Origin of the sequence: Flavobacterium sp. T12S277 (genome assembly GCF_048514875.1) — a bacterium.
Taxonomy (GTDB): Bacteria; Bacteroidota; Bacteroidia; order Flavobacteriales; family Flavobacteriaceae; genus Flavobacterium.
Window position 1 is genome coordinate 102,082 of the sequence record NZ_JBLYEG010000004.1, and the last position, 13,821, is coordinate 115,902.

Genomic DNA, 13,821 nt, shown 5'->3' on the forward strand with positions numbered 1-13,821 from the left:
TCCAGGCTTTTTTTATTCATTATTAACTGTATCCTCTACAAAAAGTTTTTTAACTCTTTTATTTCTTCAGGATTTGCTGTTTCTGTCTGATCAGTAATGGCCGACGAATGATAAAAAGTAGGCTGCAATTTTTCCTGTAGTAATTTAATATTCGAAGAGCGTAAACCACCCCCGGGCATGATTTCAATTCGGTCACCAGCCAGTTTTTGAATCACTGCTAAATCAAAAATTCCTTCTTCAACATTCTTGCCTCTTCCTGAAGTTAATATCGTTTGAAAACCGCATTCAATTACCTCTTCCAATCCTTGTTCGATAGAATTTACGACATCAAAAGCACGGTGAAAAGTACACGAAAGCGGACTGGCCAATTGTACCAATTCCAAATTCTGTTCTTTATTTACACTGCCGTCCTGATTTAAAATTCCGAAAACAAAACCATCAACTCCAAGTGCTTTCAATTGTTTAATATCTTGTTTCATTTCCAGAAACTCTTCTTCCCTATAAACAAAATCACCACCACGAGGCCGGATAATAGCGTGCATTTTGATGGTTAGTTTTTCGCGAACTCGTTCTGCAGTTATCAAATTTGGTGTTGTTCCGCCAAGCTGCATATCATCACATAATTCGATTCTGTCCGCACCATTGTCTTGCGCAATTATCGCCGATTCGTAATTGAAACAGGCTATTTCCAGTTGATTTTTTTTCATTTGATTGATTTAAAATTGCATCGGCTTGATGCTGCTGAACAAAAGTATAAATTAAAAACGGAACGGTCAAAGCGAGAGAAGGCAAAGGTTAGGCTAACCACAACGACGACTCCACTCAGCCGGATATAAAAAAACCTGCTCTAAAAAAGAGCAGGTTTTGAAATATAATGCAAGATGAATTAATTACCACTTAATAATTGCGCTTGCCCAGGTAAAACCACTACCAAAAGCAGCCAGAACCACAGTATCTCCTGATTTAATTTTTCCTTGTTCCCACGCTTCTGTCAAAGCAATCGGAATAGAGGCAGCAGTAGTATTTCCGTACTTCTGAATGTTATTGTGCACCTGATCGTCACTCAATTTGAATTTGTTCTGAATGAATTGCGAAATTCTTAAATTCGCCTGATGCGGAATCAACATATCGATATCCGAAACCTGCAAACCGTTTGCTTCCAATCCTTCGTTAATAACCTCTGCAAAACGAACTACTGCATTTTTAAACACAAATTGTCCGTTCATGTATGGGTAATAACTCTCGTCGTTCGGGTCATTATCTGCAATAATATCAGTCACCCAACGCGCTCCCATTCCCGGTGCCTGCAAAGCCAATTCTTCAGCATGCTGTCCTTCTGAATGCAAATGCGTCGATAAAATTCCTTTTGTCAAATCTTCTTCACGGCTCAAAACCGCTGCTCCTGCTCCATCTCCAAAAATTACCGAAACACCACGACCGCGGGTTGTCATATCCAATCCCGTTGAATGTACTTCTGAACCGATCACCAAAATGTTTTTGTACATTCCGGTTTTGATATATTGATCGGCAACCGACAATGCATACACAAAACCTGAACATTGATTTCTAACATCCAGTGCTCCTACTGTACGCAATCCTAAATCACGTTGTACCAAAACTCCTGGCCCTGGAAAATAGTAATCCGGACTTAAGGTCGCAAATACTACAAAATCAATATCTTCTTTGGCTACGCCAGAACGTTCTATAGCAATTTTAGCTGCTTTTACTCCCATTGTAGTTGTGGTGTCTTCTCCACGAATAATATGTCTACGCTCCTGAATTCCTGTACGTTCCTGAATCCATTCATCATTGGTATCAATTATCTTAGACAAATCATCGTTGGTCACAACATTTGAAGGGACATAATATCCTAAGCCCGCTATTTTTGAATGATACATATTCTTTTATTATTTGTTAAAAAATTGTAATGCAAATTTAAGTATAGTTTAAAACATTAGCGTCCAAATTAGTGTTTTTTTCGTAATTGGCAATTTAATATACTTTAATTATACACCGAATTCTGACAGTTTAGATTCTGAAAAAACAGTTTTCGCCTCAAAAACGTGAAAAGTATCAAAAATAACTCCTAAAATGTAACAAGTTTAAAGTACTTTAGTCAAACATATACGAATACCTATTTTAAATCCGTAAAATTCAAATTATGAAATTAAAGGTCACATTACTCTTGTTTCTTAACATTGGCTTTTTTGCCTTTGCACAGGAAAATCTCACCTATCAAAAACCATCAAAATCTATTTTAGATTTAGCCGATTACGAAAAAGCTCCTACGGTATCTATGGATACTAAAAAAGAAAATATGTTGCTGATGTACAGAAGTACATACAAAACACTAGACGATTTAAATCAGGAAGAACTTCGTTTAGGAGGTTTAAGAATTAATCCGGTAACAAACATTTCGAGCTCTGTAACGTATACCACCAATCTTAAATTAAAAAAAATTAGCGGTAAAGAAGGAGAAGTTCAGGTTACAGGATTACCTGAGAATGCAAAAATAAGCAATATCCTTTGGTCTCCGAATGACAAGAAAATATTGTTTTCGCACACCACAAGTACGGGTGTTGAGCTTTGGTTTTTGGATGTTGCAACTGCAAAAGCAACCAAACTTACCGAAGCAACGGTTAATGCCAATTTAGGAAATCCGTTTAGCTGGTTTTTAGACAATGAAACTATTTTGGTAAAAATGCTTCCGAAAAACAGAAAACCATTACTGGATGCTAAAAAAGATCTTCCAACAGGTCCAATTATCTCTAACACTGCGGGAACAAAATCTCAAAACAGAACCTACCCGGATATGTTGAAAAATCAAAATGACGAAATTAATTTTGAGAACATTATCACTTCTGAACTGTACAAAGTTAACCTTAACGGAACTGCTACTTTGTTTAAAGAAGCAGCCATGTATTCGGGAGAAAGAATTTCACCAGACGGTAATTATATCATGTTAACAACGATTCAAAAACCGTTTTCCTATGTAGTGCCTTTATTCCGATTTCCATCCCGAACTATTGTTTATGATGCAAGAGGAAAAGAGATCAAACTGGTTAATGATGTTCCGTTAAACGAAATAATCCCTAAAGGTTTTATGGCTGTTCGAAAAGGAAAAAGAGAAATGACCTGGAGAAATGATAAACCGGCAACCTTATCTTATGTGGTAGCTTTAGACGAAGGAGATCCTGCAAACAAAGTTGATTTTAGAGACGAAGTTTTTCTTTGGGAAGCGCCTTTTACAAATGAAGGAACTTCTTTAGTAAAAGTACCACAACGTTATGCCGAAATTACATGGGGGAACGACAATGTCGCTTTTTTAACGGATCAATGGTACGATACTCGTAATACAAAAACGTATTTCATCAATCCATCAAATCCTGCACAGCAGCCAAAAGTAATTACAGACAGAAACCAACAGGATGTTTACTCAGATCCGGGAGTTTTCGAAACCAGAAAAAACGAATACAATAAGTACGTTTTAGCCATTGAAAAAGACAATGCTTACCGTATTGGAGAAGGATACACTAAAGAAGGACAATTTCCATTTATAGATGAATTCAATCTTAAAACATTACAATCAAAACGCATCTATACTTCAACTTACAAAGACAAAAAAGAAGATTTACTCGAAATTGAAGATTTTAAATCGGGGAAAGTTTTAGTACAAATTCAGTCTAAAAGTGAATACCCAAATTATTATTTTAGAAATATTAAAAAACAAAACAGCTTAACGCCAATTACTTCTTTTAAAAATCCGTTTGAAAGCATTAAAAATGTGAGCAAAGAGGTGATCAAATACAAGCGTAAAGATGGTGTTGAACTTTCGGGAACTTTATACTTACCAGCCGGTTATGATAAAGCAAAAAAAGAAAAACTTCCTTTATTAATCTGGGCTTACCCGGCTGAGTACAAAGACAAAAACAGCGCGGGACAATCGACTCAAAATTCAAACGAATTTACCACTCCTTATTATGGTTCATTTGTATATTGGGTAACCAAAGGATATGTCGTTTTAGACGACGCTGCTTTTCCAATTATTGGAGAAGGTACTACAGAACCAAATGATAATTTCATTTCACAATTGGTAGACAATGCTGCTGCTGCGATTGATGCTGTTGATGCTTTAGGCTATATCAACCGTAAAAAAGTAGCTGTTGGAGGACATTCTTATGGTGCTTTTATGACGGCTAATTTACTAACGCATTCAAATCTTTTTGCTTGTGGAATTGCACGAAGCGGTGCTTACAACAGAACACTGACTCCATTTGGATTCCAGACAGAACAACGTAATTACTGGGAAGTTCCGCAAGTTTACACGGCAATGTCACCTTTTATGAATGCAGACAAAATGAAAACACCTCTTTTGTTAGTTCATGGTGAAGCCGATAATAATCCGGGAACTTTTACTTTACAAACAGAGCGTTATTACCAGGCTTTAAAAGGTTTGGGAGCAACTGCAAGAATGGTTATCTTACCTAAAGAAGCACACAGTTATGTGGCCAAAGAAAACATCCTGCACCTGTTATGGGAACAAGATCAGTTTTTAGAAAAATACTTGAAAAACTAGATTCATCTCATCTATAAAACAAACCCGACAGGTTTTTGAAACCTGTCGGGTTTAATATAAAAAGCCCTAAACTTACAATAAGTTTAGGGCTTTAATTTTATAGGTAATTCAAACCTAAAAATATTTCCTGTTCCAGAGGCAAATCTATTTCACTTTCAAAAAACACCAGCTGTCTTTTATAAACCGTTTCAATGAGATAGTGATTTCCTCTAAAATAAGTTCTCCTGATTTTTACCGGCAGATTCGATTCGGTAACCATTTTAAACTGATGCGGATACACCAGCGTTTTATGCGTTTGATCTTCATAAGGAACCAACAAATGCGTCGGGACCTCGTTTACCTCTCCAAAAAGCGAGGCTACATATTTCGTTTCGGGATCCTCGTAAATCTTGGTTGGATTGTCCTTAATAATGATTTCTCCATTTCGCATCACAATTGCTTCATCGGCAAATGACAAAGCATCTGTACTATCATGTGTTGCAATTATACAGGTAATTCCTTTTTGCTTTAAGTAACGAAATAAGTTTCGGCGTAATGCATTTTTTCGAAAAGCATCAATCTGACTGAAGGGTTCATCCAATAAAATAACTTCGGGTTCTAAAGCCAGAACTCTCACCAAAGCAACTCTTTGCTGCTGTCCTCCACTCAAAAATTTAGCTTTTACATTGGAGAACTGCTCCATTTCTACCATTTCCAGCAGCTCCTGAACGCGCAGTTTTTTCATATTTGCAAAACCATTCGACAGAAACTTCCCTACATTTTCAGCTACTGTTTCAAAAGGAGACAAATCAAAATCCTGTGCCAGATATTTCATAAAAGGCATTCCGGGAATCAGATTGTATTTTGGACCTAAAATAGGTTTTTCATTGTAAAAAATCTTGCCTTCGTCTAAGTTGTACAAACCGTACATTAACTTTAGAAGTGTACTTTTTCCACAGCCGCTTTCGCCAATAATGGCAATATTCTCACCTTTATTTATGGTAAAAGAAACGTTTTTTATAACAGGGTTTTCGGTGTACGAAAAAGAAATATTTTGAATGTCAAGCATGGGTCGTATTTGAAAGGCCAAATTTACAATGTTTAATTTCTAAAGTCAAAAAAAAGCTGCTTCAATTATGAAACAGCTTTTAAGAAATTTTATTGCGTTTGAAAACTATTTTCCAGCCTGAGCTTTAGCGTCATTTACCATTTTGTCATTTGCAGTGATCGAAAACTCTACACGACGGTTTTGCGCTCTTCCTTCCGGAGTATCGTTTGGTGCAATTGGATCAACAATACCTAAACCTGAAGTTTTGAAACGGCTTGATTTTAATCCTTTTGAAACCAAATAAGCTTGCACAGAAGCAGCTCTTTGTCCTGAAAGTGTCAAGTTGTATTCTGGTCTTCCTGTATTATCAGTGTATCCGAAAATTTGAATATCAGTATCTCCGTATTCAGTAAATACAGGTACCAATTTATCTAAATTTGCTTTAGCCTGAGATGTTAAAGAAGATTTATTCGTATCAAAACGAACTGCATTTTCATTTAAAGTTAAGTGAATTCCTTCTCCTACTCTTTCTACATCTGCACCTGGTAAAGCCTGATCAATTTCACGGGCTTGTTTGTCCATTTTATTTCCAATAAGAGCACCAGTTCCTCCACCTACAGCAGCTCCAATTGCAGCTCCTAAGGCAGCGTTTCCGCCTTTTCCTAGGTTATTTCCTAAAACAGCACCTATGATACCACCCGCAACTACTCCAATTCCGGCTCCTTTTTGAGTATTATTTGCATTTTTTACCGAATCACAACTTGTAAAAAAACTTGCCAATACAAGTAAACTACTCAAACCTAAAACTGTTATTTTTCTCATCTTTCTCTATTTTTAATATTAATTGGCTCTTTGAAACTGGTAAACTACATCTTTCGTTTGTCCACCCACATTAATGTTATCGATCAACTGAAACGAACTCTCAGTTAAACCTGCAACTTTTAGTAAGTAGCCATCTCTCACTTTTTTTGCTTTGATACCCGCATCCAGAATTTTAAGCACAAACAATCCCTGATTGTTAATACTCCAAACAATCGGAGAACTAAATCCCGTACAGCTTGCTGCTGTTAAAGCCATCGTTCCCTTATTATTATTGGAGATAAAACTCCACGTACTTCCAATAAAACATTTAGAATCTGCAAGATCGAAAGAATTTACCTTGATATACTCAGAACCTGGGTAAGATACATTGGTTAATACCCAATTTCCTTTAAGAGCTACTTGAGAAGGTCTGTCAAGTTTAGTCGATAACGTAGTTGCTCCGGATGAAGCTGTTGTAGACGAAGCTGATTTACACGCGAAAAACATCGTGGCGATCATGCAAATGAAAATAATTTTCTTCATTTTGTACATTTTTTTTAGAGTTAATACTGACACGTTTAACAATTATTATACCACAAAGATACAATTCATAGGGATACCCTCGGTTTCAGAATCTAATTATTTTCTTTCAAAATTAACACTTGCGCCATTTTGTCATCTAAAAAAACATTGGTATTCTATTTGAAGAAATGAAAATCATCACATTAAACTAAAAAATTAAAAAATATGACAACAGGTAAAATTAATGTTTCGGTAGAAAACATCTTTCCCTTAATCAAAAAATTCTTATACAGCGATCACGAAATTTTCTTGCGTGAGCTGGTTTCAAACGGAACGGACGCTACTTTAAAGCTAAAACACCTTATTAGTATTGGTGAAGCTAAAGTAGAATACGGAAATCCGGTTATCGAAATTAAAGTAGACAAAGAAGGTAAAAAAATTCATATTATCGATCAGGGTCTGGGAATGACAGCTGACGAAGTTGAAAAATACATCAATCAGGTTGCCTTTTCAGGAGCTGAAGAATTCCTGGATAAATACAAAGATTCTGCTAAAGATTCTGGTATTATTGGTCACTTTGGTCTTGGTTTCTATTCTGCCTTTATGGTTGCAGAAAAAGTAGAAATTATCACCAAATCATACAAAGACGAACCAGCTGCACACTGGACTTGCGACGGAAGCCCTGAATTTACTTTAGAGCCGGCTGACAAAACTTCACGTGGTACTGAAATCATTTTGCATATTGCTGAAGATTCTCTTGAATTTTTAGAAGATTCAAAAATCAGCGGATTATTGAATAAATACAACAAGTTTATGCCAGTTCCAATTAAATTTGGAACCAGAACAGAGACGCTTCCAAAACCGGAAGATGCTCCTGAGGACTACGTAAATGAAACTGTTGAAATCGACAACATCATCAACAATCCAACTCCGGCATGGACAAAGCAACCAAGTGAGTTATCTGATGAAGATTACAAAAACTTCTACAGAGAATTATACCCAATGCAGTTTGAAGACCCATTGTTCAACATCCACTTAAATGTAGATTACCCTTTTAACTTAACCGGAATCTTATACTTCCCTAAGTTAGGTTCGGACATGCAGATTCAAAAAGATAAAATTCAATTGTACCAAAACCAGGTTTATGTTACCGACAACGTAGAAGGAATTGTACCTGAATTTTTAACGATGTTAAAAGGTGTTATCGACTCTCCGGACATTCCATTGAACGTTTCCCGTTCTGGATTACAAGCCGATGGTGCAGTTAAGAAAATCTCAAACTACATTACTCGTAAAGTAGCCGATAAACTAAAAGCTTTGTTTAACGAAAACCGTGCTGATTTTGAGCAAAAATGGAACGATATTAAAATCGTTTTAGAGTACGGAATGCTTTCTGAAGATAAATTCTACGAAAAAGCAGGTGCATTTGTATTATACCCAACAGTGGATAACACTTACTTTACGCTTGAAGAATTAAAAGAAAAACTAAAAGAAAACCAAACCGACAAAGACGGAAAACTGGTAATTCTTTATGCCGGAAACAAAGATGCACAACACTCTTATATTGAAACAGCAAAAGAAAAGGGATACGAAGTATTGCTTTTAGATTCGCCAATTATCTCACACTTAATTCAAAAAATTGAAGGTGACAACAGCGGTTTAACTTTTGTACGTGTCGATTCTGATCATATTGATAACCTGATTAAAAAAGAGGAAAACACTATCTCTAAGTTGTCTGACAAAGAAAAAGAAACGCTAAAAACTTCTTTAGAAACTTACATTCCTAAAGCATACTCGGTACAACTGGAAGCAATGGACAGCCAGGCTGCTCCATTCATCATCACGCAACCGGAATTTATGCGAAGAATGAAAGAAATGAGCCAGTCAGGTGGTGGCGGAATGTTCGGAATGGGCAATATGCCAGAAATGTACAATTTAATTGTAAACACCAATTCTGATTTAGCAACAAGCATCCTGAACACAGAAGACAAAACACATCAGGAGCACTTGGTAAAACAAGCTTTAGATTTAGCGAAACTATCTCAAAACTTATTAAAAGGAGAAGCTTTAACAGCTTTTGTAAAAAGAAGTTTTGAAATGATTAAATAAAACTTTTACCAAATAAGTTTTTAATATTAAAACGAAGCCCTGTAAGCACAACTTACGGGGCTTCTTGTTTTATAACCACTTACAACAAACAACTTTACATTTTCAGACTTACAGGATTTTTTATTACGATTCATTTTTTTTATTACATTTGAAAGCCTTTTAATCTAATCAAAAACAAAAAACTACTATGAAAAAAACTGTCTTTTCATTACTAATCCTTTGTGGAACAGCACTAACCTACATTTCCTGTTCAAACAACGATGACACAAGCAATCAATCCGACGTATCTACTGTTGGAGCATCTATTGCAATTGATGCCACAAACGAAATGGACATTAAAACCGGATTAATTGTTTCAGCAAAAAACACGACTACCACAAAGTCGAATGAAACTACACCCGGCATTTGTGCGACAATTACAATTGCACAACAAAACGCGACCTCTTATCCGAAAGTATTTACGGTTGATTACGGAACTGCGGGCTGTGCTGACAACCAAATCACCCGAAAAGGGAAATTAAAAATCGCGCTTTCCGGTCCGATAATTACAACCGGAAGCAAAATGACAATCGAAAGAATCGACTATTCTATTAATGGAGTAAAACTGGAAGGAACAATCGAATACACCAACACCACAACGGTGGCAACTGTACCACAATGGACCCGAAAAGTTACCAATGGAAAGTTTACCGATTTAATAGGCAGAGTTTATCTAAGCTCCGGAAACTGGACTGTAAAACAAACTACGGGTGTTGACACTCCATATGTTTTAGAAGACAACACTTATGAAATGACCGAAGGAAATCATACCATTACCACTTCTAGCGGAACGACCTTAACGCTAACAGTTCAGGAATCACTGATAAAAAAATACGCTTGCGAATTTGTATCCAAAGGAAAACTAAAAGTTCAGGGTGGTTTACTCAACGGAGTTGTTGATTATGGCAATAATGAGTGCGATGGCAAATTCACTTATACACACGAAAACGGAACTGCATACAACCTCAGCATGTAATCCCTTTTTTCTTAAAAATATCAAATCCCAATTTAGAAATAGATTGGGATTTATTTTTTCGCAAAATTTAAATGCTACCTCATTACATTCAAACTATTTTCTTTATTTTGCAGCAAAATCTAAAAAACCAATGAAAAAATCAATTATTGCTTTTGTTACACTTGCTCTATTGGCATCATGCAGCAAAAAAGAATCAACTGACGGTTTGCACCTTACAGGAAATATAAAAGGATTAAAAAACGGAACTTTATACATTCAGAGAATCGTTGACACCACACTTGTTGCTATTGACAGCATCAAAATAGACGGAAATTCTTCATTTGAAAGCAACATAAAATTAGAGTCACCTGAAATGCTTTATTTATTCCTGGACCGTGGAGTAACGAATTCATTGGACAACAATGTTATGTTTTTTGCAGAACCGGGAAACATTAATATCGACACGAACCTGGATAATTTTATCTATGGAGCAAAAATTACAGGATCTAAGAATCAGGAATTATACGAAGAATACAAAAAGATCAATTCCCGATTTAACGACGAAAGCCTTGCCATGGTAGAATCTCGCTTTAAAGCTGTAAAAAGACAAGATCAAAAAGCGATTGACAGCATCAACATCAAACAAGAGTCTAACATCAAAAGAAAGTACTTATACGCTACCAATTTTGCTCTTAACAACAAAGATCACGAAATAGCCCCTTATATTGCTTTAGCGGAGATTTACGACATCAATGTTAAGTTTCTGGATACGATTCAAAAATCGATGACGCCAAAAGTAGCAAGTTCCCTATACGGTAAAAAACTAACAAAATACATTGCTGACATCAAAAAAGAGCAGCAAAAATAAATTCCAATAAAAAATGTCCTGACTATTCAGGACATTTTTTTTAGCTTAAATTTTCAGTCAATCGATTGACCGAAATCTTATAATATGGAATTTACGAAACTACATATTCCTTCTTTGCTTATCTTCCAAGCAGCGCACCCAGAATTCCAAACACAAATATAAGTCCGTATAATGCTAAAATCGCCAGCATAAAAATACCTACAAACTTATAATGTGATTTAAGATACCCCAAAGAATTCGTCAACAACTCCGAGTCATTCTCTCGAAAAGCCCTCTTCGTATTTACCGCAAACTTGTACAGATAATACACCGGGAAGAAATAAATCGCCGCAATAAAAACATAGAAAAATCCCATCATCGCTCCAAACGAGCCTCCGAATGCCCCCATTCCGGCCATACTGTTACCCATTGCAGAAAAAATAGTTCCGGCAAAAACAGCGATTAAAATCATTAATCCAATCCCTACAAACCCTAAAATAGACAAAAAATAAGCCCATTTAGCGGTTTCCTTTAAAAAGTCTTTCGCAGTTTGGTCAAGCTGCAACTCAAATTTTTCAAAAACTGACGTTTCTTCCATTTTTAATTTGTTTTTTGGTTAAGTAACAAACATAAGAAAAATAGTGTTACGATATATTTAAAAGAAATACTAGCACTTTAATTAACAAAATTGAAATCAACACAAAATGTGGTGGAGAAATATAAAAATCCAGCCACTGACTACTCTTTGACAAGATCGAATTTTAGTCTAACCTAAGATTAATTTTACAATCGGATGATTTGTCAAATCCGAATAATTGACTTACTTTAGTCCCTAAACTACTCTTGCAGAGGAAGATTTCCGGTAATCATCACACCGAATCAACTTCAGTATTAAAAAACGACAGTAACGATAATTTCTATGAAACGAATTTTTAATTTTTTACCATTTATCTTCTCCGTACTTTTTGTTAGCTCTAATTCATATGGACAACAAAAAGACAATTATTCTGCTAAAATTGACAGCTTAATTCAACTTACAAGTCCAAGAAGCTTTAATGGTGTTGTATTAATAACACAAAAAGGGAAGACAAAATACTCGAAGGCTTTTGGCTATGCTGATATCGAAAAGAAAACACCATTGACACTAAAAGACAATTTCAGAATTCAGTCCAATACCAAACAAATTACAGCAGTACTAGTTTTAAAAGAGGTTGAGAAAGGAAAAATAGACCTGGAAAAACCAATTAAAAAATACTTACCTGAATTGCAACAAACATGGGCAGATACAGTAACAGTTCATCAACTACTCAATATGTCTTCCGGAATAGTATCCTTAGACAAACCCTTACGATTTAAACCCGGAACTGACTTCTATTACAGTAATCCCGGATATGGATTATTAGGACGACTGATTGAAAAAGTTACAGCTAAAAAATTTACTGAGGCAGCCAACAGTCTGTTTAAAGACTTAGGAATGAAAAACACGTATTGTTATGAAATGAATAAAGTCAATCCAAATCTTATAAATGGATACTGGCATACCAAAGATTCAATTGAGGTCGTAAATTTTAACAACATGAAGTTTACTGATCAATCCTGGTCAAACTTTGTCCCTACGGGAGGAATTATCTCTAATGCAACTGATTTAAACATCTGGGACACCAAACTTCACAAGGGCAAAATATTACAACCAAAATCTTATTATGCTATGACAAATTCGACAGTTGTAGAATCTGATTTAACCTTTGGTGAAACAAAATCAAATTACGGTTATGGAGTTAATATAAATGGCGAAAAACAATATAAATACATTGGTCATGCCGGAAGAGGGATAGGATTTGTAAGTCTTAAATTTTATTTCCCAGAAAAGGATTTGGACGTAATTATTTTGGAAAACATTTATAGCAGGGATGATACTATTGTTTACCATTTCGAAAAAAGCATAAGACAAATTATCATGAAAAGTACACTAGCAAAATAACACCTATTGGCAACACAGGTTTTACGCTCCCGTTGTGATGGTTTTGGGAAAATTTAAAGTTTTAAAGTCAGTCCGAAACCTAAAGTTTCGGATTCTTTAATCCACTACAATAGTAAAATCTGAAACCACTATCAATAATTTAGCGCACTGCTCAAATGAAGCCGTTAAAAACAATGGAATATAGCTTATAAGAAGTGAAAATTTAGAACCTCACAACCAGATTGCAAAAATCGACCTGATCCCTAACCTCCACTTTACTTATTTCGTTTAAGAGCAAAAAAAAACCACCACTAAAAAGTGATGGTTTTCCGTTGAGCCGGCGGAGGGACTCGAACCCACGACCTGCTGATTACAAATCAGCTGCTCTAGCCAACTGAGCTACGCTGGCGACTCATTACGGGTGCAAATATAAAATGGATTTTTTAATTTTCCAAAATTAATTTACTGCTTATTTTATTAAAAAACCACCACTAAAAGTGATGGTTTTGTTGAGCCGGCGGAGGGACTCGAACCCACGACCTGCTGATTACAAATCAGCTGCTCTAGCCAACTGAGCTACGCTGGCGACTCATTACGGGTGCAAATATAAAGCGGTTTTTCGTTTTACCAAAATAAATTTGCACTTTTTTATACTTTTTTTTGCTTACAATTCGTTGATTTTAGCAATCAATTGATTAGCAGTTTCTTCCAATTCAACGTTGATTTGTTTGAAGTGTGCTTTTTTGTTTTCAACGTTCTTAGCATTTACTTTTGTGATCAAAGTATCAAATGCAGCAATAGCCTGATCGATCAAAGCATTCGTTTCCGGAGTAGGATTTCCTGTTGTTGACATTTCAAACAAGTAAATTGCCTCAATAATATCTCCTAATACAAAATTGATGTCTTTCTTTAAGTTTTTAACGTTTGCCATTTTTATTTTTATTTTAATTTGCGACTGCAAAAGTACACATTATCTTTTTATTAC

12 protein-coding genes and 2 tRNA genes are annotated in these 13,821 nt (G+C 35.6%); 5 read left to right on the top strand and 9 right to left on the bottom strand.

The genetic code is table 11. The features are described 5' to 3' along the window. Positions 1 to 35: 35 nt before the first annotated feature. Positions 36 to 707: a copper homeostasis protein CutC gene (locus ACN1CN_RS08135; RefSeq protein ID WP_419135292.1), complete on the bottom strand. Its 672-nt coding sequence runs from the start codon at positions 705 to 707 to the stop codon at positions 36 to 38. Positions 708 to 890: 183 nt separating this feature from the next. Beyond that, positions 891 to 1,898: a 3-oxoacyl-ACP synthase III family protein gene (locus ACN1CN_RS08140; protein WP_173968299.1), complete on the bottom strand. Its 1,008-nt coding sequence runs from the start codon at positions 1,896 to 1,898 to the stop codon at positions 891 to 893. Between the two features lie 263 nt (positions 1,899 to 2,161). On the opposite strand from ACN1CN_RS08140, the gene ACN1CN_RS08145 reads away from it, so the two are divergent. Further along, complete coding sequence (locus tag ACN1CN_RS08145; RefSeq protein WP_419135293.1) at positions 2,162 to 4,576, top strand: prolyl oligopeptidase family serine peptidase; 2,415 nt, start codon at positions 2,162 to 2,164, stop codon at positions 4,574 to 4,576. 97 nt (positions 4,577 to 4,673) lie between these two features. Here the strand turns inward: ACN1CN_RS08145 and ACN1CN_RS08150 are convergent, their stop codons facing one another. The 3 genes from ACN1CN_RS08150 to ACN1CN_RS08160 all read right to left on the bottom strand — a co-directional run bounded on the left by ACN1CN_RS08150 (position 4,674) and on the right by ACN1CN_RS08160 (position 6,947). After that, entirely contained in the window at positions 4,674 to 5,624 is a 951-nt protein-coding gene (locus ACN1CN_RS08150) for an ABC transporter ATP-binding protein (RefSeq protein WP_264525258.1), read from the bottom strand. 105 nt (positions 5,625 to 5,729) lie between these two features. Continuing rightward, complete coding sequence (locus ACN1CN_RS08155; protein ID WP_264525259.1) at positions 5,730 to 6,425, bottom strand: OmpA family protein; 696 nt, start codon at positions 6,423 to 6,425, stop codon at positions 5,730 to 5,732. An 18-nt stretch (positions 6,426 to 6,443) separates the two neighbouring features. After that, positions 6,444 to 6,947, bottom strand: coding sequence for a lipocalin family protein (locus ACN1CN_RS08160; RefSeq protein ID WP_173968295.1), 504 nt, complete (start codon positions 6,945 to 6,947; stop codon positions 6,444 to 6,446). Between the two features lie 204 nt (positions 6,948 to 7,151). On the opposite strand from ACN1CN_RS08160, the gene htpG reads away from it, so the two are divergent. The 3 genes from htpG (at position 7,152) to ACN1CN_RS08175 (ending at position 10,897) form a co-directional block, all read left to right on the top strand. Beyond that, positions 7,152 to 9,035, top strand: a complete 1,884-nt coding sequence (htpG, locus tag ACN1CN_RS08165) for a molecular chaperone HtpG (protein ID WP_419135294.1) — start codon at positions 7,152 to 7,154, stop codon at positions 9,033 to 9,035. Between the two features lie 187 nt (positions 9,036 to 9,222). After that, the gene (locus ACN1CN_RS08170; protein WP_419135295.1) at positions 9,223 to 10,050 is read left to right on the top strand and encodes a hypothetical protein; all 828 of its coding nucleotides are present in this window, start codon (positions 9,223 to 9,225) and stop codon (positions 10,048 to 10,050) included. 130 nt (positions 10,051 to 10,180) lie between these two features. After that, the gene (locus ACN1CN_RS08175) at positions 10,181 to 10,897 is read left to right on the top strand and encodes a DUF4369 domain-containing protein (protein WP_264525262.1); all 717 of its coding nucleotides are present in this window, start codon (positions 10,181 to 10,183) and stop codon (positions 10,895 to 10,897) included. A 118-nt stretch (positions 10,898 to 11,015) separates the two neighbouring features. On the opposite strand, the gene ACN1CN_RS08180 is transcribed toward ACN1CN_RS08175, so the two are convergent. Continuing rightward, positions 11,016 to 11,474, bottom strand: a complete 459-nt coding sequence (locus tag ACN1CN_RS08180) for a hypothetical protein (RefSeq protein WP_419135296.1) — start codon at positions 11,472 to 11,474, stop codon at positions 11,016 to 11,018. A gap of 321 nt (positions 11,475 to 11,795) precedes the next feature. Between ACN1CN_RS08180 and ACN1CN_RS08185 the strand changes: the two genes are divergently transcribed. Then, positions 11,796 to 12,857 carry a serine hydrolase domain-containing protein gene (locus ACN1CN_RS08185; protein ID WP_419135297.1) on the top strand — a complete coding sequence of 354 codons (1,062 nt, stop codon included), beginning with the start codon at positions 11,796 to 11,798 and terminating at the stop codon, positions 12,855 to 12,857. 314 nt (positions 12,858 to 13,171) lie between these two features. On the opposite strand, the gene ACN1CN_RS08190 is transcribed toward ACN1CN_RS08185, so the two are convergent. From ACN1CN_RS08190 to ACN1CN_RS08200, 3 genes are all read right to left on the bottom strand, one after another. Then, a tRNA-Thr gene (locus ACN1CN_RS08190) sits at positions 13,172 to 13,245 on the bottom strand. Between the two features lie 103 nt (positions 13,246 to 13,348). Further along, positions 13,349 to 13,422: transfer RNA gene (locus ACN1CN_RS08195), tRNA-Thr, on the bottom strand. A 78-nt stretch (positions 13,423 to 13,500) separates the two neighbouring features. Next, positions 13,501 to 13,767, bottom strand: coding sequence for a hypothetical protein (locus ACN1CN_RS08200; protein ID WP_026982865.1), 267 nt, complete (start codon positions 13,765 to 13,767; stop codon positions 13,501 to 13,503). Positions 13,768 to 13,821 lie beyond the last annotated feature (54 nt).

Bases quoted from the DNA above. Each gene is read 5' to 3' on its own strand.
- ACN1CN_RS08160 (WP_173968295.1), bottom strand. From the start codon at position 6,947: ATGAAGAAAATTATTTTCATTTGCATGATCGCCACGATGTTTTTCGCG.
- ACN1CN_RS08175 (WP_264525262.1), top strand. From the start codon at position 10,181: ATGAAAAAATCAATTATTGCTTTTGTTACACTTGCTCTATTGGCATCA.
- ACN1CN_RS08155 (WP_264525259.1), bottom strand. From the start codon at position 6,425: ATGAGAAAAATAACAGTTTTAGGTTTGAGTAGTTTACTTGTATTGGCA.
- ACN1CN_RS08150 (WP_264525258.1), bottom strand. From the start codon at position 5,624: ATGCTTGACATTCAAAATATTTCTTTTTCGTACACCGAAAACCCTGTT.
- ACN1CN_RS08145 (WP_419135293.1), top strand. From the start codon at position 2,162: ATGAAATTAAAGGTCACATTACTCTTGTTTCTTAACATTGGCTTTTTT.
- ACN1CN_RS08170 (WP_419135295.1), top strand. From the start codon at position 9,223: ATGAAAAAAACTGTCTTTTCATTACTAATCCTTTGTGGAACAGCACTA.
- ACN1CN_RS08135 (WP_419135292.1), bottom strand. From the start codon at position 707: ATGAAAAAAAATCAACTGGAAATAGCCTGTTTCAATTACGAATCGGCG.
- ACN1CN_RS08140 (WP_173968299.1), bottom strand. From the start codon at position 1,898: ATGTATCATTCAAAAATAGCGGGCTTAGGATATTATGTCCCTTCAAAT.
- ACN1CN_RS08180 (WP_419135296.1), bottom strand. From the start codon at position 11,474: ATGGAAGAAACGTCAGTTTTTGAAAAATTTGAGTTGCAGCTTGACCAA.
- ACN1CN_RS08200 (WP_026982865.1), bottom strand. From the start codon at position 13,767: ATGGCAAACGTTAAAAACTTAAAGAAAGACATCAATTTTGTATTAGGA.
- ACN1CN_RS08185 (WP_419135297.1), top strand. From the start codon at position 11,796: ATGAAACGAATTTTTAATTTTTTACCATTTATCTTCTCCGTACTTTTT.
- htpG (WP_419135294.1), top strand. From the start codon at position 7,152: ATGACAACAGGTAAAATTAATGTTTCGGTAGAAAACATCTTTCCCTTA.